General features: G+C 73.2%; 17 protein-coding genes. 8 read left to right on the top strand and 9 right to left on the bottom strand.

All coding sequences use genetic code 11. The features are described 5' to 3' along the window. Positions 1–157: 157 nt before the first annotated feature. Positions 158–529, top strand: a complete 372-nt coding sequence (locus ACZ6QO_RS17905; protein WP_465851893.1) for a type II toxin-antitoxin system Phd/YefM family antitoxin — start codon at positions 158–160, stop codon at positions 527–529. Then, a complete protein-coding gene (locus tag ACZ6QO_RS17900) occupies positions 480–920 on the top strand; it encodes a type II toxin-antitoxin system VapC family toxin (RefSeq protein WP_465851891.1) in 441 nt (146 codons plus the stop codon). The genes ACZ6QO_RS17905 and ACZ6QO_RS17900 overlap by 50 nt, the downstream gene beginning before the upstream one ends. A gap of 32 nt (positions 921–952) precedes the next feature. On the opposite strand, the gene ACZ6QO_RS17895 is transcribed toward ACZ6QO_RS17900, so the two are convergent. The 3 genes from ACZ6QO_RS17895 to ACZ6QO_RS17885 form a co-directional block, all read right to left on the bottom strand. After that, positions 953–3,736 carry a phosphoenolpyruvate carboxylase gene (locus ACZ6QO_RS17895; protein WP_465851889.1) on the bottom strand — a complete coding sequence of 928 codons (2,784 nt, stop codon included), beginning with the start codon at positions 3,734–3,736 and terminating at the stop codon, positions 953–955. A gap of 179 nt (positions 3,737–3,915) precedes the next feature. Beyond that, on the bottom strand, positions 3,916–5,472 hold the full coding sequence (locus ACZ6QO_RS17890) for a hypothetical protein (protein ID WP_465851887.1): 1,557 nt from the start codon (positions 5,470–5,472) through the stop codon (positions 3,916–3,918). Next, a complete protein-coding gene (locus ACZ6QO_RS17885; protein ID WP_465851886.1) occupies positions 5,448–6,293 on the bottom strand; it encodes an ABC transporter ATP-binding protein in 846 nt (281 codons plus the stop codon). The genes ACZ6QO_RS17890 and ACZ6QO_RS17885 overlap by 25 nt, the downstream gene beginning before the upstream one ends. A 95-nt stretch (positions 6,294–6,388) precedes the next feature. Here ACZ6QO_RS17885 and ACZ6QO_RS17880 point away from each other — a divergent pair, with 95 nt between their 5' ends. The 3 genes from ACZ6QO_RS17880 (at position 6,389) to ACZ6QO_RS17870 (ending at position 9,245) form a co-directional block, all read left to right on the top strand. Then, positions 6,389–7,987, top strand: a complete 1,599-nt coding sequence (locus ACZ6QO_RS17880; RefSeq protein WP_465851884.1) for an acyl-CoA carboxylase subunit beta — start codon at positions 6,389–6,391, stop codon at positions 7,985–7,987. A 9-nt stretch (positions 7,988–7,996) separates the two neighbouring features. Beyond that, positions 7,997–8,200, top strand: coding sequence for an acyl-CoA carboxylase subunit epsilon (locus ACZ6QO_RS17875; RefSeq protein ID WP_465851882.1), 204 nt, complete (start codon positions 7,997–7,999; stop codon positions 8,198–8,200). A gap of 103 nt (positions 8,201–8,303) precedes the next feature. Further along, positions 8,304–9,245 carry an NYN domain-containing protein gene (locus ACZ6QO_RS17870; protein ID WP_465851881.1) on the top strand — a complete coding sequence of 314 codons (942 nt, stop codon included), beginning with the start codon at positions 8,304–8,306 and terminating at the stop codon, positions 9,243–9,245. Between the two features lie 143 nt (positions 9,246–9,388). Here ACZ6QO_RS17870 and ACZ6QO_RS17865 read toward each other — a convergent pair whose 3' ends face one another. Beyond that, the gene (locus ACZ6QO_RS17865; protein ID WP_465851879.1) at positions 9,389–9,895 is read right to left on the bottom strand and encodes a MarR family winged helix-turn-helix transcriptional regulator; all 507 of its coding nucleotides are present in this window, start codon (positions 9,893–9,895) and stop codon (positions 9,389–9,391) included. A 76-nt stretch (positions 9,896–9,971) separates the two neighbouring features. On the opposite strand from ACZ6QO_RS17865, the gene ACZ6QO_RS17860 reads away from it, so the two are divergent. Genes ACZ6QO_RS17860 through ACZ6QO_RS17850 form a run of 3 tightly spaced genes read left to right on the top strand, consistent with a single transcriptional unit; the run spans position 9,972 to position 13,188 of the window. Continuing rightward, complete coding sequence (locus ACZ6QO_RS17860) at positions 9,972–11,078, top strand: EamA family transporter (RefSeq protein WP_465851877.1); 1,107 nt, start codon at positions 9,972–9,974, stop codon at positions 11,076–11,078. Then, positions 11,075–12,631: a DNA-3-methyladenine glycosylase 2 family protein gene (locus tag ACZ6QO_RS17855; protein ID WP_465851876.1), complete on the top strand. Its 1,557-nt coding sequence runs from the start codon at positions 11,075–11,077 to the stop codon at positions 12,629–12,631. Before ACZ6QO_RS17860 ends, ACZ6QO_RS17855 begins: the two co-directional genes overlap by 4 nt. Positions 12,632–12,681: 50 nt before the next feature. Next, positions 12,682–13,188: a methylated-DNA--[protein]-cysteine S-methyltransferase gene (locus ACZ6QO_RS17850; RefSeq protein ID WP_465851875.1), complete on the top strand. Its 507-nt coding sequence runs from the start codon at positions 12,682–12,684 to the stop codon at positions 13,186–13,188. An 85-nt stretch (positions 13,189–13,273) separates the two neighbouring features. On the opposite strand, the gene ACZ6QO_RS17845 is transcribed toward ACZ6QO_RS17850, so the two are convergent. The 5 genes from ACZ6QO_RS17845 to ACZ6QO_RS17825 all read right to left on the bottom strand — a co-directional run bounded on the left by ACZ6QO_RS17845 (position 13,274) and on the right by ACZ6QO_RS17825 (position 20,356). Continuing rightward, on the bottom strand, positions 13,274–13,924 hold the full coding sequence (locus ACZ6QO_RS17845) for an MOSC domain-containing protein (RefSeq protein WP_465851873.1): 651 nt from the start codon (positions 13,922–13,924) through the stop codon (positions 13,274–13,276). An 89-nt stretch (positions 13,925–14,013) separates the two neighbouring features. Then, positions 14,014–15,162: a serine hydrolase domain-containing protein gene (locus tag ACZ6QO_RS17840; RefSeq protein ID WP_465851872.1), complete on the bottom strand. Its 1,149-nt coding sequence runs from the start codon at positions 15,160–15,162 to the stop codon at positions 14,014–14,016. 86 nt (positions 15,163–15,248) lie between these two features. Further along, positions 15,249–16,193 carry a hypothetical protein gene (locus ACZ6QO_RS17835; RefSeq protein ID WP_465851871.1) on the bottom strand — a complete coding sequence of 315 codons (945 nt, stop codon included), beginning with the start codon at positions 16,191–16,193 and terminating at the stop codon, positions 15,249–15,251. Further along, positions 16,190–16,876 carry a hypothetical protein gene (locus ACZ6QO_RS17830; protein ID WP_465851870.1) on the bottom strand — a complete coding sequence of 229 codons (687 nt, stop codon included), beginning with the start codon at positions 16,874–16,876 and terminating at the stop codon, positions 16,190–16,192. The genes ACZ6QO_RS17835 and ACZ6QO_RS17830 overlap by 4 nt, the downstream gene beginning before the upstream one ends. Before the next feature lie 234 nt (positions 16,877–17,110). After that, positions 17,111–20,356 (bottom strand): BTAD domain-containing putative transcriptional regulator, encoded by a 3,246-nt coding sequence (locus tag ACZ6QO_RS17825; protein ID WP_465851868.1) that lies wholly within the window; start codon positions 20,354–20,356, stop codon positions 17,111–17,113.

Here is a 20,356-nt window from a genome sequence, read left to right as displayed (position 1 = left end):
TGGCCGACAGAGGAGCGACACTTACAGTGAAAGAGTTTTTACGTTCAGCGCATGATCGCATTGCAGCGAAGCTACGTTTGCCATAGGGAGTTGCGTACACTGACATCATTACTCCCCGCCGTCCTCCGGGACTGGCGGGGCTTTTTATGGAGACAACGTGATCGAGCGCGTCGCCGTCTTCTTTGACTATCAGGCGGACAACGGTGTAGCACTGCAGGACACGGCGAGCTACATTGGTGACATGAAGACCATCACGCAGCGGGAGTTCCGCAACAACTCCGCAGCCGTCATGGATGCCGTGGAGGCGGGCGAGACCTACCACATCACTCGCAATGGCGTGGAGGTCGCCGAGCTGCGCCCCGTGGCACGCAGAAGGCGCCTGACCGCCGAAGAACTGGTCGCCCGCCATCGCCGGCTGCCGCACGTGGATCACGGACGCATGCGCCGGGAAGCCGACGAGTTCTTCGGCACGGAAGACCGTGTCGGCGACGATGACGACCCTTGGGCGAACAACCATGCTGGATCGTGAAAAGTCGGGAGTGCTGGACACCTGCACCTATATCGATCTTGATGTGATCGATCCGGCACAATTGCCCACACTCCCCGAGATCACCGCGATCACTCTCGCCGAGCTCCAGCAGGGGGTAGCGATGGCCAAGGACGCCGGGACCAGAGCCGCACGCATGGAGAAGCTCGGTGCCGCCGTCACCGACTTCGCGCCGTTGCCCTTCGACGGGGACGCCGCCGCCCGATACGGGACGCTCGTGGCCCTCACCATCGCCGCCGACCGCGATCCTCGCCCCCGGAAGATGGACCTCATGATCGCGGCCGTGGCATCCGCCCGAGGCATCCCCCTCTACACGCGCAACGGCGCCGACTTCAAGGGCCTGGAGAACGTGCTGACCGTCGTATCCGTGTGAGCTTCCGGCGAAGGCCGACCCGGGAGGCGGGGTCAGCCGGTGTTCTGGAGGCCGGCGGCTACGCCGTTGACGCTGAGGAGGAGGAGGGTCTCCAGGCGTTCGCGCTCGGCCTCTGAGAGGGCGTCCTCGGCGCGGAGGGCGGCGAGGGCGCGCAGTTGCAGGTGTGACAGCGCGTCCACGTAGGGGTCGCGCAACTGGACGGCGCGAGACAGCACCCGCCTGTTCTCCAGCAGCCGGGAGTGGCCGGTCACGGCGAGCACCAGCTTGCGGGTGAGGTCGTACTCGGCGAGCACCTGGTCGGCGAAGTCCGGCCGGCCGCCGAGCGCGAGGTAGCGGGCGGCGATCTGCCGGTCGGTCTTGGCCAGTGACATCTCGGCGTTGTCCATCAGCGAGGCGAACAGCGGCCACTCGCGGTAGGCCCGGCGCAGTTCCTCCAGCCCGGGGCCGGGTTCGCCCGCCTCGCCGGTCTCGCCCGGCGGCACGGCTGCGTCGCGGACGGGCTCTCGCGTGCCCGAGGCGTCGCCGGCCTGGGCGCCGGGGGCGGCTTCGGCGGCGGCGCCGGTGCGGGTGGCGGCGAGCAGGCCGCTGCCGAGGCCGTACCAGCCGGGCAGGTTGACGCGGGTCTGCGCCCAGGCGAACACCCACGGGATGGCGCGCAGGTCGTCCAGGGACCGGGGGGCGCCGAGGCCGCGCCGGGCGGGACGGGAGCCGAGGCGCAGCGAGCCGATCTCCTCCAGCGGGCTGACCAGGCCGAACCACTCGGGGAACCCGGGCGCCTCGGTCAGCGAACGGTACGCCCGTTCGGAGGCGGAGGCGACCCGTTCGGCCAGCAGCCGGTAGCGTGCGGCGGCCTCGGCCGTGCGGGACTCCACCGAGGGCGTCGAGGCGAGCAGCACGGCGTTGGTCACCTGCTCGATGTGCCGCAGGGCGATCGCCGGGTGGCCGTACCTGGCGAAGATCACCTCACCCTGCTCGGTGACCTTGAACCGGCCCGCGACCGAGCCGGGGGCCTGGGCCAGGACGGCCCGGTTGGCCGGGCCGCCGCCGCGGCCGAGGGCGCCGCCGCGGCCGTGGAACAGCGTCAGCCGCACGTCGTTGGCCACGGCCCACGCGGCCAGCTCGGCCTGCGCGTCGTACAGCTTGAGCGTCGCGGCGGCCGGCCCGAGCTCCTTGGCGGAGTCGGAGTAGCCGAGCATGACCTCCAGGCGCCGGCCGTTGGCCTCCAGACGCCGGTGCACGGCGGGCAGGCTCAGCATGCCGGTGAGCACGTCGGCCGAGTTCGCCAGGTCCTCCCCGGACTCGAACAGCGGCACGACGTCCAGCACGGGGGCGCGGCTGCCGAGCGCGTGCTCGGCCAGCCGGTAGACGGCGGCGATGTCGTCCGCCGACCGGGTGAACGACACGACGTAGCGGGAGCAGGCCCGGGTGCCGAAGCGCTCCTGGATCCAGGCGATCATGCGGATGGTGGCCAGGACCTCCTCGGTGCGCTCGGAGGTGGCGCCGGTCTCGACCTCCCGCAGGGCCGCGGCGTGCACCTGGGAGTGCTGGCGGACCTCCAGCTCGGCCAGGTGGAACCCGAAGGTCTCCACCTGCCAGATCAGATGCTGGACCTCCCCGTACGCCTGCCGCGTGGCGCCGGCCTCCACCAGGGAGGACCGGCAAAGGCGCAGGTCTTCGAGCAGGTCGTCGGGTGAGCGGTAGGCCAGGTCGATGTCACGGCGGCGCGTCGCGGCGATCTTGGCGGCCACGTACAGCAGCCACTGGCGGTGCGCCTCGTGCGGGGAGCGCTTGGCGAGCTCGGCGACCAGTTCGGGGTGGTCGTCCGCCGCCGCGGTCAGCGCCTCGCGCAGCTCCTTGCTGGGCGGGCTGTCGTCGTCCCACACGGTGAGGGTGCGGCCGATGCGGGTGGCGGCGTTCTCAAGGGCGGTGAGCACGTGCTCGGCCTGGATGAGCACGGCCTCCCTGGTGACCCGGGCGGTCACGTTCGGGTTGCCGTCGCGGTCGCCGCCGATCCAGCTGCCGTAACGGATGAAGGCCCTGGCCAGCGGCTCGCGTCTGCCGGTGCCGTCGGCGAGCGCGGCGTCCAGCGAGCGGTAGATGCGCGGCACGGTGCGGAACAGGGTCTCGTCGAACGCCGCCATCGCCGTGCGGACCTCGTCGAGCGGGTCGAGCTTGGTGTGCCGGAGCTGGGCCGTGCGCCACAGCAGGTCGATCTCCTCCAGCAGGCGGCGGTGCGCCTCCCGCCGCTCGTGCGCCCCGCGGTCGGGCGCGTTGTACTCGGCGAGCTGGGCGCTGATGCGCTGGATCGCGGTGGCGACCGCGCGGCGGCGCGCCTCGGTGGGGTGCGCGGTGAGCACCGGCCGGAACTCCAGCTCGGCGATGAGCCGCGCGAGCTCGTCATCGCCGAGGTCCTGCTTGAGCTCGCCGACGGCCTGGGCGAGCGACTCGGGCAGCGTCGCCTCGCCGGTGTCCCTGGAACGCAGGATGCGGATGCGGTAGTGCTCCTCGGCGAGGTTGACCAGGTGGAAGTAGCACGTGAACGCGCGGGCGATCTGCACGCTGCGGTCGACGGGCCACTCGGCGACCATCGCGGCCACCTCGTCGATGGACAGCTCGCGCCTGCGGGCGGCGATCACGGCCTTGCGCAGCCGCTCGACATCGGCCAGCAGGTCGGGCCCGCCGTCCTCGGCGATGACGCGGCCCAGCAGTTCACCCAGCATGCGCACATCGGCGCGCAGCTCGTCGGGCATCTCGGAGACGGCGCTGTGCCGTTCGACGGAGGAACGCTCTGCCTGCTGTGATGCGTTGGCGGCCATACCACGAAGGGTATCCAGTGACCCGGACGCGCTGGATACCAGTCTCATCCATTGGACTAGACCACTGGTCAGCCGCCGTTCGGCCGCCGAAACCCCCCCGGGGGGAACCGCGACGGCGGCGCTGAGATCAGGAAGCAGGAGACGGCCGCTCGGGAGCCCGGGAGACGGCCGCCCGGAGGTCAGGAGGCCCGGGAGACGGCGGCGAGGAGGTCGGGGAAGCGGGCGTACCCGATGGTCGCGGCCAGCCGCCGGCCGCCCAGGGCGATCGCCAGCCCGTACGGCACGGCCAGCACCGACACCCAGGTCAGCCCGAGCAGCACCGGCACCACCACGGGCGCCGCCAGCACGCTCGTGCCGAGCATGGCGCCGAACGACCCGGCGAAGGCGATGCCGCCCTGTCCGGGAGCGGCGTTGCTGAAGGCGTTGATCCGCTCGGGGTAGGCGTAGGGCAGGACCACGCTGGTCACGGCGCCCACGCCGAGCGCGATCTGCAGCAGGCCGAGCGAGGCGAGCAGCGCCGGGACCGCCGAGACCGGCCGCCCGGCGACCACCGCACCGGCGATCGACAGCAGGACGAGCAGCGGGGCCGCGGCCAGCGAGACGGCCAGGTGCCGTCCCGCGAAGTCGGTGCGCAGGTCGCGCTGTGAGGAGTACACGATCGCGTTCATCCACAGGGCGCGGCCGTCGATGCCGAAGGCGTTGGCGCTCTGCAGCCCGATCATGAGCGCTCCGATGCACGCGGGGAGGACGCTCAGTGACGGATTCGCCGCGCCGGTCGGGCCGCCGCTCAGCGTGAACGTCAGCACGCCGGCCACCCCGACGGCGGCCATCCATCCCATGCGCCCTCGCGGCTCGCGGCGCAGGTACTTCAGCTCCTTGGCGACGACGGCGCCGAGCGGGCCCGCCGGGAGCAGGCCGTCGAAGCGGCTGCGGCGCACCGACCCGGCCTCGGTGGAGGAGTCCGACGTGACCATCGTCCTGCGCAGCACCGCGATCCACACGTCGCCGAGCACGAGCACCACCACGCCGACGGCCGCGATCTCGGCCAGCCCGACGAGCCCGCCGTCGGCGATGGCGTGGGCGGCCATCGCGGGCGGCCCCCAGCGCACCACGCCGGCCGCGCCGGCCAGCAGCTCGCGCGGCGCGCCGCCGATGCCGCTGTTGAGCAGGAGGTTCGGCAGCTGGGTCAGCAGGATGACGAAGACGACGCCGACGGCGAGCAGGTCACGGCCCCGCCGGGTGCGCAGGACGCGCGACAGCCCCGTCGTGACGGCCCGGGAGGCGACCAGGCAGAACGCGAGCTGGACGACGACCGCCAATAGGCCGATGAGCACCCCGGAGACGCCCCGCGCGAGGCCGACGACGGCGCCGAGGAGCGTGCACAGGGTGGCCAGCGGCCACGGGCCGGTGGCCGAGGCGGCGAACATGCCGGCGGCCATCTGCCGGGCGGTCAGCGGGAACAGCGCCAGCCGCGCCGGGTCGAGCGTCTCGTCCACCCCGAAGGCGAGCAGCGGGCCGGTCACCCAGATCAGCGCGAGCAGGGTGAACACCACCATGCCCGCGTCCACGGCGACGTCGGGCGGCGCGAACCTCAGCAGGCTGGTCAGCGCCAGGCCGGCGCACGCCGCCACCGCCGCGCCGATGAGCGTGGCCACGAACCCGATCTGCCGCATGGTGTCGCCGCGCAGGTTGCCGGCGACCAGCCGCAGCTTCAGCCGGACGAAGAGCCACGCCATGTGGACCCCTCCTCGGAGCCGAGCCACGACAGGCCTTCCTCGCCGTTGCCCCTGGCGCCGACCAGGTGGAGCAGGGCCTCGTTCAGAGTCTGGCCGCCGCGGACCTCGTCCAGCGGGCCCTGGGCGACGATGCGGCCGAGGTTCATCACCGACACCCAGTCGCACAGCCGCTCGACCAGTTCCATCACGTGGCTGGAGAACACGACCGTGGACCCCGAGGAGGTGTAGCGCCGCAGGACCTCCACCAGCGTGTTCGCGCTGATCGGGTCGACCCCTTCGAACGGCTCGTCCAGGAAGAGCACCGCCGGGTTGTGCAGCAGCGCGGCCGCCAGGCCGATCTTCTTGCGCATGCCCGTGGAGTAGTCGACGACGAGCTTGTCGGCCGAGCCCGCCAGGTCCATGACGTTGAGCAGTTCTTCGGCGCGCCGGGCGACCTCGTCCTTCGGGATGCCCCTGAGCTGGCCGTTGTACATGAGCAGCTCGCGTCCCGAGAGCCGTTCGAACAGCCGCAGCCCTTCGGGGAGCACGCCGATGTGAGCCTTGATCGCGACCGGGTCGCGCCACACGTCCACCCCGCCGACCTCGGCGGAGCCCGCGTCGGGCACGAGCAGCCCGGTGATCATGCTGAGCGTCGTGGTCTTGCCCGCGCCGTTCGGGCCGACCAGGCCGGCGAAGCTGCCGCGCGGTACCACGAGATCGACCCCGGCCACGGCCACCTGGTGCCCGAACCGCTTGTACAGCCCTCGTGTGCGGACCGCCTCGACGCGTCCGGCGGGGTCAGCGGACGCGGGGGCGCCGTCCCCGGCGGGGAAGTGGGTCATGCCGTCACTCTAACCGCGCGAAACCCCGCTTGAGCGGTGTCGTTCGACCGGTGCCGCCTGACCGGTGCCGCGACGGGGAGGACTAACCTACGGGCATGAGCGCTGACCCGATTCCACACCTCGATGGAGTGGACCTGCACACCACCGCGGGAAAGATCGCCGACCTGGAGCGACGCCTCGACGAGGCCGCCCACGCTGGGTCGGCCCGCGCGGTGGAGAAGCAGCACGCCAAGGGCAAGATGACCGCGCGCGAGCGCCTGGTCGCCTTCCTCGACGAGGGCTCCTTCGTGGAATTCGACGAGCTCGCCCGCCACCGGGCGTCCGCTTTCGGCATGGAGGCCGAGCGTCCGTACGGCGACGGGGTGGTGACCGGGTACGGCACCGTGGCGGGCCGTCCCGTGGCGGTCTTCGCCCAGGACTTCACGGTGTTCGGCGGCTCGCTCGGCGAGGTCTTCGGCGAGAAGATCGTCAAGGTGATGGACCACGCGCTGAAGACCGGCTGCCCGGTCGTCGGCATCAACGACTCCGGCGGCGCCCGCATCCAGGAGGGCGTGGTCGCGCTCGGCCTGTACGCCGAGATCTTCAAGCGCAACGTGCACGCCTCCGGGGTGATCCCTCAGATCTCGCTCATCATGGGGCCGTGCGCCGGCGGCGCGGTGTACTCCCCCGCGCTGACCGACTTCGTGCTCATGGTGCGCGAGAAGTCGCACATGTTCATCACCGGGCCCGACGTCATCAAGACGGTGACCGGCGAGGAGGTCACCTTCGAGGAACTCGGCGGCGCGCACACCCACAACTCCAGGTCGGGGGTCGCCCACTACGAGGCGGCCGACGAGAACGACTGCCTGGAGTTCGCCCGGACGCTGCTGTCGTACCTGCCGTCCAACAACATGGACGACGCGCCGGTGTTCGACTCCCCCGCCGACCTCACCGTCACCGACGCCGACCGCGAGCTCGACGCGCTGATCCCCGACTCGGCGAACCAGCCGTACGACATGCACCAGGTGATCGAGCACGTGCTGGACGACGGCGAGTTTCTGGAGATTCACGCCGGTTTCGCGCCGAACATCCTTGTCGGGTTCGGACGGGTCGAAGGGCAGTCGGTCGGGGTGGTGGCCAACCAGCCGATGAGCTACGCGGGCACGCTGGACATCGCCGCCTCGGAAAAGGCGGCGCGATTCGTCCGCACCTGCGATGCCTTTAATATCCCCGTCCTGACTTTTGTCGACGTACCTGGGTTCCTGCCGGGTACCGACCAGGAATGGAACGGCATCATCCGGCGCGGCGCCAAGCTGCTCTACGCCTACGCCGAGGCCACCGTGCCGCTGGTGACGGTGATCACGCGCAAGGCGTACGGCGGCGCGTACGACGTCATGGGGTCCAAGCACCTCGGCGCCGACATCAACCTCGCGTGGCCGACGGCGCAGATCGCGGTCATGGGGGCGCAGGGCGCGGTGAACATCCTCTACCGGCGCGAGCTGGCCGGGGCCGACGACCCGGAGGCCGAGCGCGCGCGTCTGATCACGCAGTACGAGGACACCCTGGCCAATCCTTACCTGGCGGCCGAGCGCGGGTACGTCGACGCGGTGATCAGGCCGGCCGACACCCGGGTCCGCATCGTCAGGGCGCTGCGCGCGCTGCGCAACAAGCGCCAGACCCTGCCGCCGAAGAAGCACGGCAACATCCCCCTGTAGGAGGCGTCCATGGATCAGCCCTATCTGAGGATCATTCGCGGAGACGCCACTCCGGAGGAGGTGGCCGCGCTCGTCATCGCTGTCGCCACAAGAGCCGCAAAACCCTCCCAGCCCGTCCGAAGCCGCGAATCATGGCGTAACCCAGCGCATCAGATGAGAAGGGCGTTCCTCACGGGGCCAGGAGCGTGGCGGGCAAGCTCACGGCCTCATTAGATCTTTGGAAGTGGGTGTCAAGCGCGCTGAGAGTTGGGACTATCTAGAAATGGGGGAATATAGTCAGCCGATCATCGCCTAGGACCGAGGCCTGGAGGAGAGCATGGCAATCCCGGACCTCACACCGCATCCCGTGGCGGCGAAATACGCCGTCCTCGTGGACGTCGGCTATCTCTACGCTGCGGCGGGCGAGGTCATCCTGGGGGCCAAGGAGCGCAAGGAATACCGCGTAGCGGCCGACGAGCTCATCCAGGCCCTCAAGAAGCACGCCATGGAGCGCATCCCCGGCGAGCTGCTGCGGGTCTACTGGTACGACGCCGCCCGCGACCGGGTGCCGACGGTCGACCAGCGGGTGATCGCCCAGCTGCCCTGGGTCAAGGTGCGCCTGGGCAACCTCAACGCCCGCGGCCAGCAGAAGGGCGTGGACGCGCAGATCCGCAGCGACCTTGAGGCTCTCGCCCGCCACCATGCCGTCAGCGACACCGTGCTGATCGCCGGCGACGAGGACATGGTGCCCGCCGTGGAGGCCGCCCAGACGTTCGGTGTGCGCATCCACCTGTGGGGAGTGGAGCCGCCGTACGGCACCAACCAGGCCGAGCGCCTGGTCTGGGAGTCCGACACGGTGGAGGAACTGACCGCCGAGTTCCTGCGGCCGTACTTCAACCGCGCCGCCCAGGTCGTGCCCGCCGCCGCGCCGTCGCCGCCCTCGCCCGCCCAGGTGTTCGCCGGGCGCACCGCGATGACCAAGCCCGTCAAGCAACCCGGCCAGGTCACCAAGCTCGGGCCGAGCCGCCCGAGGGTCGAGGAGGTCGGCGAGCACGTCGCGCAGAAGTGGATCCTCACCCGGGGCCGCGACAACATCCGCGACCTGCTGCCAGGGCCGCTCCTGCCCACGGTCATCGACACCGAGCTGCTCATCGAGGCCGAGAAGGAACTTGGCCACTCACTGCGCCCCTACCCCGAGGCGCGGGTGTGGCTCCGCGACGGCTTCTGGGCCCGCGTCTACCGGGAGTTCGACCTCGGAGTGGGCATCTCCACCAAGTGACCACCCGGTGCCGAGGACACCTTCACGCGAACAACATCCTCGGCACCGGGTACACCCACGGCGGCGCCGGACGAGCCGCGCCTGCGCCGCCTCCCCGCCGGTCGCCCGGCGGACGGCGGACGGCGGACGGCGGACGGCGCCGTTCAGGACTGGGCCGTCGTGGTGTCGCCGAGCGACTCCAGCAGGTCGCGCAGCGCGTCCGCGAGCTCGTCGCGGCGATCTCGGGTCAGCGCCGACAACACCCGGTTCTCGGTCTCGATGTGGTCGGGCAGCACCCGGTCGATCAGGGCGCGGCCCTCGTCGGTGAGCGTCACGTGGACGCCGCGCCCGTCGGACTCACTCGGAGTGCGGGTCACCAGGCCGCGCGACTCCAGCCGGTCGAGCCGCTGGGTGATCGCCCCGGACGTGACCATGGAGGAGCGCATCAGCCCGGCGGGCGTCAGCCGATGCGGCGGGTCGTTGCGGCGCAGCGTGGCCAGCACGTCGAAGGACGCCGCGTCGAGCCCGTGCACGGCGAACGTACGGCCCAGCTCGGCGTTGATCAGCCGGTACAGCCGCGACAGCCTTCCGATCACCGCCATCGGCGAGACGTCCAGGTCGGGACGCTGCGCGGCCCACTGCTTCAGCACGAGGTCGACATGGTCCGCCACGCGTCCACCCTACCGATGTCTTAGCGGTGAGGTAAATGACTGGCGAAATAGCTTAGCGGTGAGGTACTTTGTCTTAGTGCTAAGCAATCGCCTGGGAATCCTGTCGCTGACCGCGCTGACTCCGGCCATCTGGGGGACCACCTACCTCGTCACCACAGAACTGCTGCCACCCGGCCGCCCGCTCCTGGCCGCGCTGATCCGCGCCCTGCCCGCCGGGCTGCTGCTCGTCGGCGTCACCCGCCGCCTGCCGCAGGGGATCTGGTGGTGGCGCGCCCTGGTGCTGGGAGCGCTGAACATCGGGGTGTTCTTCGCGCTGCTGTTCATCGCCGCGTACCGGCTGCCGGGCGGGGTCGCCGCCACCGTCGGCGCCATCCAGCCCCTGTTCGTCGCACTGCTGGCCACCGGGCTGCTGGGTGAACGCCTGACCCCGCGCGTCCTGCTGGCCGCCGTCGCGGGCGTGGCCGGGGTCTCCCTGCTCGTCCTGCGGGCCGACGCCAGGCTGGACGCGCTGGGCATCGCCGCCGCGCTCGGCGGGGCCGCCGTGATGGCGACCGGCGTCGTGCTCAGCAAGCGGTGGCGGTCGCCCGCGCCGCTGCTGGCCACCACCGGCTGGCAGCTCGTCGCGGGCGGCCTGGTGCTGCTCCCCGTCACCCTCCTCGTCGAGGGGCCGCCGCCGGCCACCCTGACCGGCCAGAACATCGCCGGCTACGCCTACCTCACCCTCATCGGCTCCGCCCTCGCCTACACCCTGTGGTTCAGGGGGCTGAGGTCGCTGCCGGCGACCAAGGTCACCTTCCTCGGGCTGCTCAGCCCCGTGGTCGCCACCGCGCTCGGCTGGCTCGCGCTCGGCCAGGAGCTCACCGCCGCCCAGCTGCTCGGCGCGGTCGTCGCGCTGGCCGCCCTCGTCGTGGCCCAGCGCCCGTCCAGCCCGTCCAGCCCGCACGCGCCCGCTCCCGCCGGCGCCCCGCGTCCTGGCCGGAAGGCCGTCCTGGCCATGCGCGTCAGCCGCCTGCGCGGCCGCCGGAGCGGGCCCCGTACGCAGTGCCACCGCCCGGCGACCGCCCCCGGCGCACGCGTGCGACCCGCGCCACAACCGGGTCCGAATACCGCCGGTCCCGCACCACAGCCGGGTCCGATTTCCGCCGGTCCCTCGTCACGAGCAGGGCATAGCCTCGATCTGTGACCCCACACCAGACCCTCGACTTCGACTCCTGTTACCGGGCGGCGAGCGCCAGGGACACCAGGTTCGACGGGCGGTTCTACACGGCCGTCACCTCCACCGGCATCTACTGCCGGCCCGTCTGCCCGGCTCGCACCCCCGCCCGGCGCAACGTCCGCTTCTACCGGCACGCCGCGGCGGCCGAGGCGGCCGGGTTCCGGCCGTGCCGGCGATGCCGTCCCGAGCTCAGCCCCGGCGACCCCGGCTGGGACGTCCCCGCCGACCTCGTGGCGCGGGCCCTCCGGCTGATCGACGACGGCGTGGCCGACGAGCACGGCGTGGCCGGGCTGGCCCGGCGGCTGCACGTGACAGAACGCCACCTGCTGCGCCTGTTCACCGCCCAGCTGGGCGCCGGTCCGCTGGCGGTGGCGCGGACCCGGCGCCTGCTGCTGGCCAAGCAGTTGCTGACCGAGACGTCACTGCCGATCACCGACGTCGCCTTCGCCGCGGGGTTCGGGAGCGTGCGCCAGTTCAACGCCACCATGAAGGAGGCGTACGGCTTCGCGCCCGGCGAGCTGCGCACCCCCTCGGGGCCCGTCGCCGCCCGCCGCGCGACCGCGGGATCACGGCCCGGCGCCCCCGGCACACCGGCCGCGGGACCACGGCCCGGCGCCGCCGGCACACCGGCCGCCCTCACACTGCGGCTGAGCCACCGCGCTCCCTACGACGCCGAGACGCTGCTCGGCTTCCTGGCCGCGCGGGCCATCCCGGGAGTCGAGGCGGCGAGCCAGGACGGTTACCGCCGCGCGGTGCCCGGCGGGGTGATCAGGCTCACCCCGGCCGACGGGCACGTCAGCCTGTCGGTGACCCTCGACGACACGCGCCACCTGGCGAAGATCGTCTCGCGCTGCCGCCGGCTGCTGGACCTGGACGCCGACCCGGCTGCGATCACCGACGCGCTGGGCGCGACCACGCTGCGGCCGCTGGTCTCCGCGAGGCCGGGGCTGCGGGTGCCTGGCGCGTTCGACGGCTTCGAGCTGGCGGTGCGCGCGGTGGTGGGCCAGCAGATCTCCGTGGCCGGGGCCCGCACCCTGCTCGGCCGCATCGCCGCCCGCGCGGGCGTCCCCGCGAGACCCGCCGAGCCGTCGCGGCCCGCCGATCCCGCCCGTTCCTCCGGGTCCGTCGATGGCGTCGCCTCGGACGGCGCCGATGAGCCTTACCTGCTGTTCCCGGACGCGGAGCGGCTGGCGGAGGCCGACCTGTCCGGGCTCGGGCTCACCGGCCGCAGGATCGCGACGCTCAAGGCGCTCGCCGAGCGGGCGGCGTCCGGCGAGCTGGACCTGGACGCCGGCGCCGACCCGGCCGAGGCCGCGGGCCGGCTGCTGGCGATCCCCGGCATCGGCCCGTGGACCACGGGCTACATCGTCATGCGGGCACTGCGCGACCCCGACGCCTGGCCCGCGGGCGATCTCGGCCTTCGGCGCGCCATGCGCGCGCTCGGCATCCCCGACGAGGACGCTGAGCGATGGCGGCCCTGGCGGGCGTACGCCGCCATGCATCTGTGGACTTCGGAGTGACTCCCCGCACGGACGCCCGTGACACACGCAGCTACACACAAGGAGATGTCATGACCTCGACCATCGACGCTCAGGTGATGCCGACGCCGACCGGGGCGCTGTCGCTGCTGGCGCACGACGGCGTGCTGGTGGCGGCCGGGTTCACCGCCGACCCCGGTGAGATGCGCGCGCGCCTGCCCGCCACGCTCAAGGAGCTCCCGCTCCGGACGGTGCGGGACCTGGGCAAGCCCGCCCAGGCCGCGCGCGACTACCTGGACGGCGACCTGTTCGCCCTGGACGGCGTGGAGGTGGACCAGCCCGGCTCCCCGACCCGGCAGCGCCTGCTGGCCGCGCTGCGCGCGGTGCCCGCGGGCACGACGGTGAGGTACGCCGAACTGGCCGAGCGCGCCGGGCTGCCGAGGACGGCGGCGCGGGCCGCCGGATCGGCCTGCGCGCAGAACCTCATCGCGCCCTTCGTCCCCTGCCATCGGGTGCTGCCCGCCGCCGGCGGCTTCGGCGGCTACTACTACGGCAGCCCCGTCAAGCGCTGGCTCCTCACCCACGAACAGGCCATCTGAGCCCCCCGTCCCTCGTCGTCCCGGCCGCCCGCGGGCATGGCGGGCACCCGCCAAGGCGGGGACGCCGTGGAGTGGCCGAGCCGGGCTATGGGGTCGCGCGGCGAAGGGCTTGGTCGCGAACCTCCTGAGGGAGGGCGTGGGCGGCGGCCAGCCGGGGCAGCAACCCGGGTTCGCGGGTCAGCGCGCGGAAGGTGAGGGCGACGGTGACGTCATGGCCCGGCCGGTACACGACCTCGATCGGGTCGGCGGCGCGGATCTCCCCCGGCTCGACCACCCGCAGGTACGTCCCGGGGACCGCCGCCTCGGTGAAGCGCTTGATCCACCCTTCGCGCGCCAGCCACCCCTGGAACGTCCCGCAGGGGATGCGCGGGACGGAGACCTCCAGCACCACGCGAGGCCCGACGCGCCAGCGCTCGCCGATCAGTGCGCCGTTCACGTCGAGGCCCGCGGTGGTGAGGTTCTCGCCGAAGACGCCGTTGGTCAGCTTCCTGGCCAGCTCGTCCTCCCAGCGGTCGAGATCCTCGCGGGCGTAGGCGTACACGGCCTGGTCGAACCCGCCGTGATGGTCGACGTCGTAGACGCGGTCCCCGGCGAGGCCGACGGCGCCGGTGCCCCTGGGCCCGGGATCGAGCACGGCGACCGGGCCCTCGACCGGCCTCTTGTCGATGCCCGTCGCGCCGATCCCCTTCCACGGGTTGGGCCGCGGCTCGCCGACATTGACCGACAGCAGTCTCATGCCGATGACGGTACGAGACCGCGGCCCGCCGGGACGATCGGTTTTCCGGTGAGAGATGACTACGCGGCGCTGGACGTCGCTACGGAGACTCAGGCGCCGGCCGTGTGGCGCCAGAAGTCGCGCATCACGGGCGGCGGGGTCGGCCCGGTCATCGCCACCTGGGTGAGCAGGATGGCGACCGTGCCGGTGGACGGAATGATGTGCGCCGCCGTGCCGGTGCCGCCGACCCAGCCGTAGCGGCCGGGGACGTTCCAGGGGTCGACGGCCGCGACGTCGACCGAGCCGCCGAACCCCCAGCCCTGCCCCTCCAAGAACAGCCTGCTCGCGTCCCGCTGCGCCGGGGTCAGCTGGTCGGTGGTCATCCGCCGCACCGACTCGCGGGACAGCAGCTCGCGTCCGCCGACCGAGCCCTCGGCGAGCAGCATCCGGGCGAAGGCGAGCCAGTCGTCGGCGGTCGAGACCAGCCCTCCCGCGCCGGACGGGAACGCGGGCGGGCTGCTCCACTGCTCGCCGAGGGGGTCGAGCCGCTCCAGGCCGCCCGCCGGGCCGGGCCGGTAGTAGGCGGCGAGCCGGTCGAGCTTGCCGGGCGGCACCTCGAACCCGGTGTCGGCCATGCCGAGCGGCTCGAACAGCCGCTCGGCGAGGAACTCGGGCAACGGCCGCCCGGAAACCCTGGCGACCAGCACGCCCTGGATGTCGGAGCAGGTGTTGTACAGCCAGACGTCCCCCGGCTGGTGCAGCAGCGGGATGCCGCCCAGCGTCGCCATCCACTCGTCCGGCGCCGCGACGAGCTGCGGCTGCGGCGGCCCCTGCTTGAGCAGCGCGAACAACGGCGCGACCGCCGGCAGCGAGAAGTCGGACGGGAAGCCGTAGCCGGCGCGGAAGGTGAGCAGATCTTCCACGGTGATCGGCCGGACGGCCGGGACCACGTCGTCGACCGGAGCGTCCGGCGTCCGCACGACGGCCGGTGAGGCCAGCTCGGGCAGCCACTTCGCGACCGGGTCGTCCAGCGCGACGCGGCCGTCGTCGACCAGCGTCATGACCGCCGCGGCGACGATGGGCTTGGTGATCGAGGCGATGCGGAAGATCGTGTCCCTGGTCATCGGCGAGGTGCCTTCGACGTCGGCGGAGCCGACGGCCTCCACCTCGACCCGGTCGCCCCGGGCCACCAGGCCCACCGCTCCCGGCACGGTTCCGTCGGCGGTGCGGGTCTGCAGAACGCCACGCAATGTCGTCATCGGTCCACCCTCTCAAGTACCGCGGTCGCGGGGTAAGACCATCGGCGAACCGTGAGATCGCCGCCCGCCGGGCGGCACGGCCGCGGTCAGGAGTCGCCGGAGCCGTCGCGGACGGTGGTCTGGACCTCGCCCACGGGGACGTCCCGGGTCGCCGTGGCCTGCACCGGCTGGAAGGCGAAGCCGACGTCGCCGCCGCCCGCGACCGGCCAGACGGTGGTCACGGACATGACGTACACCTTGCGCGGCTGGTCGACGGAGGCGCGCAGGTAGCGCACGCCGCAGCGGAAGGCTCCGCCCTTCTGATAGGGGTGGCCGGTCGCGCCGCAGTCCTGCTTCACCTCGGCCCGCCCGGCGGGGGCGCCCGACTTGATCTCGACGCGCGACAGGGTGGCGGTCACGGTGGCGGACATGACCCCCGGGATCTCGGCCGTCACCGAGCGTGTGGTCTCTCCCGTCCCTTCCAGCCACACCCAGGTGGGAAGGTTCACGTAGCTCTTGACGTCCGGGCTGAGCACGATGCGCGGCTCCGGGACGGTCAGCGCGGCCCGGGCGAGCTGGTAGAGCTCCGCGAGGGTGATGCCGCCCGGCGGGGTGCCTCCCTCGGGCACCCAGACGGCTCCTTCGAGCCCGGTCCAGCACGAGAGCCCGTCGGGGTCGGCGGCGTTGTACGCGGGCACCCACCAGCGGCCGTTCTCGCCGACCTTGTCCTTGTACTGCTTGAGGAACCTGTCGTAGTCCTGCTCGGTGCCGTCCGGGTGGGTGTGGAACCAGAACTGCCTGACGTCCTGGTCCTGCTGCCGGTCGAGCATGGAGTCGGCGTCGTCCCCCGGCTCGTACCAGCAGGGACGCTTGACGCGGTAGCCGTCGCTCTTGGCGCCGAGCCCGTTGCCGCTCAGCACGATCTTGGAGTTGCGCAGGACGACGCCGCTCGTCCGGTCGTTCTGGTACCCCTCGCCCATCGGCCCGCCGGGATCGGAGACCGGCGCCGTGACCACGGTGGCGGCCAGGACGTACGACAGCAGTGATCTCATCGGCGGCACTCCTTCGCACGCTGATGGGGGTAGGACGCGTGCATGTAGGTCCTGATCCGCCAGTCTCCGTCGTCGCCCTTGCGCACGGCGGCGACCTGCAGGTACAGGGCCGCGGGCGGCCGGGTCCACGCCGGTTGGCGGGCGAGGGGCCGGCCGCTGCCGGCGTCGGTCACCCGCACGCCCGACTCGTCGACGCAGGCGTCGACCTCGGCGCCGCGCCCGGTGACCGAGGCGACGCGGAGGGCGTACAGCTTGGCCGTCCCGGTGGCGGACTCCTCACGGTCCACGAAGCCGCGCACCCAGGTGTAGGCGTCGCGGCTCGCCTGGTCTTCGACGCCGGCGAGGTAGGTGTCGTCCTCGCCCTGGCTGGCGACGGCCTTCCACGAGCCGACGTAGCCGTCGGTGAACGCCTGGACCATGGCCTGCTGCTCGGCGTCGAGCCCGGCGGGCCACTCGATCGACACGGTCAGGCCCGGGGTGACCTGCACGGTCTGCGCCCACGGCGTCGACAGCGCGCCGGGAACGGGTGTCCGGTCGCCGGCGGAGGACGGCCCGGTGGCGGCGCCGGACGGCGCGCCGCCGCCCGGGGTGAACGGACGCTCGGCGCCGACGTCCGCGCAACCGGCTCCCAGCAGGTAGCTCCCGCCCAGGGTGACGGCGGCCAGGGCGGCGCGCATCCGCATGCCGCCGACGCTAACCACGCGCCGGACGGCCGGACCACCGTTATGCGCGTATCGGCATGAGTCACGCGAACCCCGCCCGCCTCCGGTCAAACGACCAACCACCGCGACCTCTGCTCTCTCATCTCGACTCACCTCAATCCGGTCCGGACCCGCGACCCGGTGACCGGTGACCGGTGACCGCACGACCGCGTCCTGCATCCTGCGGCCCGCGGCCGCGGCCTCAGGGCCTGTCCGTCAGGCCGACGGCATCGAGTGCAGCCGCCAGCTCGGCAGCAGCTCGTCGATCAGCGCCTCGGTCTCCGGGGCCATGCCGCCCCCGTAGGGATGGGAGGAGGCCCGGCGGTGCAGCCCGTCCACGACCGCGCGCAGTTTGAGCGGGTCGCCCGTGGCGTGCGCGGCCCGGAGCAGGTCGCGCCAGAGCCCCTCGTCGTCGGCGGCGAGCAGCAGCCCGGCCCGCACCGCGGCCACGGCGGCCTCGGGGTCGCCGTGGGCCAGCCGCACCTCGCACAGCCGGTGCGCCGCGTCGGCCACGCTCGCCGTCACCTCGTACTCCAGCTCGTCGGCCGCCAGCCAGGCGTACCGTCCGCGGGGCCTGCCGTTGAGCAGCGGGCCCCGGACCAGGCCCAGGGCCTTGTCCAGCAGCACGGCCCGCGCGCCGGGGTCGTTGTGGGAACGGCGGACGAGCTCGCGGAACAGCTGCCAGTCGGATCGCACCTCGGGGCCGAGCCGCAGCCGGCCGGTGTCGTCGGTGCGCAGGTTCGGCCGGCCCTCGCTGTCGGTGCCCAGCCAGTCGGCCACCCGGGCGATCGTCGCGTCCCGGACGACGGCCTGCACCCCGCGCGGCCACAGGATGCCGCCGAGCACGACGGGGTGCACGCCGGCGGGGTGGGTGGCCAGGTAGACGACCAGCTCGCACGCCAGCTCGGCCCTGCCCTCCTCCAGCGGCGGCACCGGCCCGATCTCGATCGGGCCGAGGATGCGCACGTTGACCGACGGCGTGGTGGTGAACTCGCGCGGCGCCTCCTCCTCGCGCACCGGCTCGCCCTCCTGGCGCTCGGCGGTGCGGAACAGCTCGATGACCGCGTCGTAGTGCCGGCGGGGCAGGAGCTGGGCGGCGACCGTGACGCCGAGCGCCGCGATCTTGGCCTTGCCGTCCTCTGTGACCTCCCAGTTCCAGGTGGCGTTCGGCATGTCCCCGGCGATGACGTACCCGGCGGCCATGCGGGCTCCGGCGCGGCCGAGCAGGGCCAGGCGGCGGGCCTCCTCGGGGTCCGGCGCGATCGCCGACAGCAGGTAGTGCGGTGGCCACGCGGGGTCGGCGGCCCGCCCGTGGATGCGGCCGGTGAGCACCTGGGCGCCGGCGGCCGTCTCCTCCGCCCTGGCCTCCAGTTCGGGCAGCACCTCGGCCAGGCTGCCCGCGACCCGGACCCGGTGCGGGGCGATCATGGCGAGGTCGGCGCCGAAGCCGACGAGCGTGATGCGCATCTGGTCGGACCAGCGGTTGGTGGCCAGCTCGACGGCGAGCGCGGCCAGGGCGTCGCGCACCCGGTGCCCGGTGACCGCGATCACCCCCTGCGCGGACTCCAGGTCGATCAGGACGCGGCCGGTCTCGGTGACCCCGAGCGAGACCAGGCCCGGGTAGGGCGCGGGCACGTCCGCGAGGGCGTGGTCGTCGATGGCCCGGCCCTCGTGGGCGAGCAGCCGCCAGGTGCGGCCGCCGTCGTGCGACTCCCACGGCGCGGGCGCGTCCGGCTCCGGCGGGTGGATCCACAGGTCCAGCCCCCGGGCGGACAGGTGGACGGCGTAGATGGTCGGCGGCACGCGGCCCTGCTCGGCGAGCAGCTTGCCGAGCAGGCGGAGCCCGTTGTCGAGCATGCGGCTGCCGGGGGCGTCGGAGCCGAGGCGCAGCGCGACCTCCGCGCCGGCGGCGTCGCCGCGCGGCCGGGGGATGCGGTAGCCGAAGGCGCGGTGCCAGAGCTGCTCTCGCCTGCGCCTGCCGAGCGCGGCGAGCAGCCCGGCCGCGGCCAGCGAGCCGCCGGCGAGGTACTCGAGGAGGTCAAGGCCGCCGCCGTGGTCGCGGGTCTCGGGCGTCTCGGCCGCCGGCGTGGCGGCCGTCCTCGGCGCCTTGGCCGAGACGGGGGGCACCTTGGTCGGCGGCGGAAGGTGGTAGGTGCGTTCGGGCAGGCCGGCCGGTGGCAGGCCCACTCCGGTGCGGCCCCGCTTCGCCGTCTCGCCGGCGCCGTCGCTGCCGGTCCCGTCGGCGCCCTCGCGCTTCCCGGCCTCCTCGGCGCCGGCCGCCCCCGACTCTCCACCGCCCTTGGTCCCGACACCGCCCTTGGTCCCGACACCGCCCTCGGCCCGGACGCCGCCTTCGGTCCCAACACCGCCATCGGCCCGGTCACCGCCATCGGCCCGCACACCGCCATCGGTCGCGACGCCGCCATCGGTGCCGACACCGGTGGGCTTCGCCGTCCGGTCGGCCCGGCCGATTCCGGAGTGCCGGCGCGCCTCCTCCGCCGTCCCCGTGCCGCGCCCGCCGAGCCCGGTCACGCCGGTGCCCCGGTCGGCCCCGGCGCGCTCGTGCGTGGCGGCCTTGCCGTCCGCGTCGCCGGCGGACGACAGGAACTGGGTGTGACCGTCCAGCCCGGCCGGCTCGCCCGGGTGCCTCTTGAGAGTGGTCTCCCGCGGTTCGTCCACCGGGACGACATGGACGTTCCTGGCGTCGTCCGGCATGTCGAGCACCCAGCCGGGGCGGATCAGGTCGGCCATCCGCAGGCGGGTGCCATCGGGCTGCGGCTTGTGCTGGTTGAGGCGGTAGATCTCCGGGTACCTGCGCCCGTCCCCCAGGCACTTGTCGGCGATCTCCCACAGGCTCTCGTGGTGGCGGCCGTGCGGCGGCTGGACCACGTAGACCTTCTTGACCTGGCGGACCTCCTCCAGCGCGGACCCCGCCGCGTGCCCGGCCTCCTCCTGCATGGGGATGGTCAGGGCCGCCGCCACCACCGAGGGACGGGCGGGCGGCGGGGCGGAGCCGATGCCGGCGATCGGGATCGCGGCGGCGGACACGGTGAACAGCATCAGGGCGGTGGAGACCAGCCGGTTCGCCAGCGCCTGCGGCCCGCCCGACAGCGGGACGCGCGCGGGCATGCCGATGCGGCGGATGCCGGAGTAGACCTCCACGACCACGCAGATGACCAGCTGGAACCAGGTGAGCCACACCAGCAGGACCAGGATGGCGACGGCCGTGGACGTGCTGATCTGCCGGGTCAGCAGGTCGCCGTTGAGCAGGTCGGCGGGCAGCGGCGGGCCGGCCAGGCGGAGCAGGGCGTAGGGGACGCCGCCCATGAGGGCGGCCAGCGCGACGAGCGCGGCGATGCCGGCGACCACGTCGCCGAACGTCCGCCGGGGCCTGATGCGCTGGACCGGCGCCGCGGCCTGCCGGTACGGCGGCCGGGCCGGGGGTGTGCGTGACGCGGTCAT

It is taken from the genome of Sphaerisporangium sp. NPDC049457, from assembly GCF_055586705.1.
This window is presented reverse-complemented; position numbering and strand designations above follow the sequence as displayed.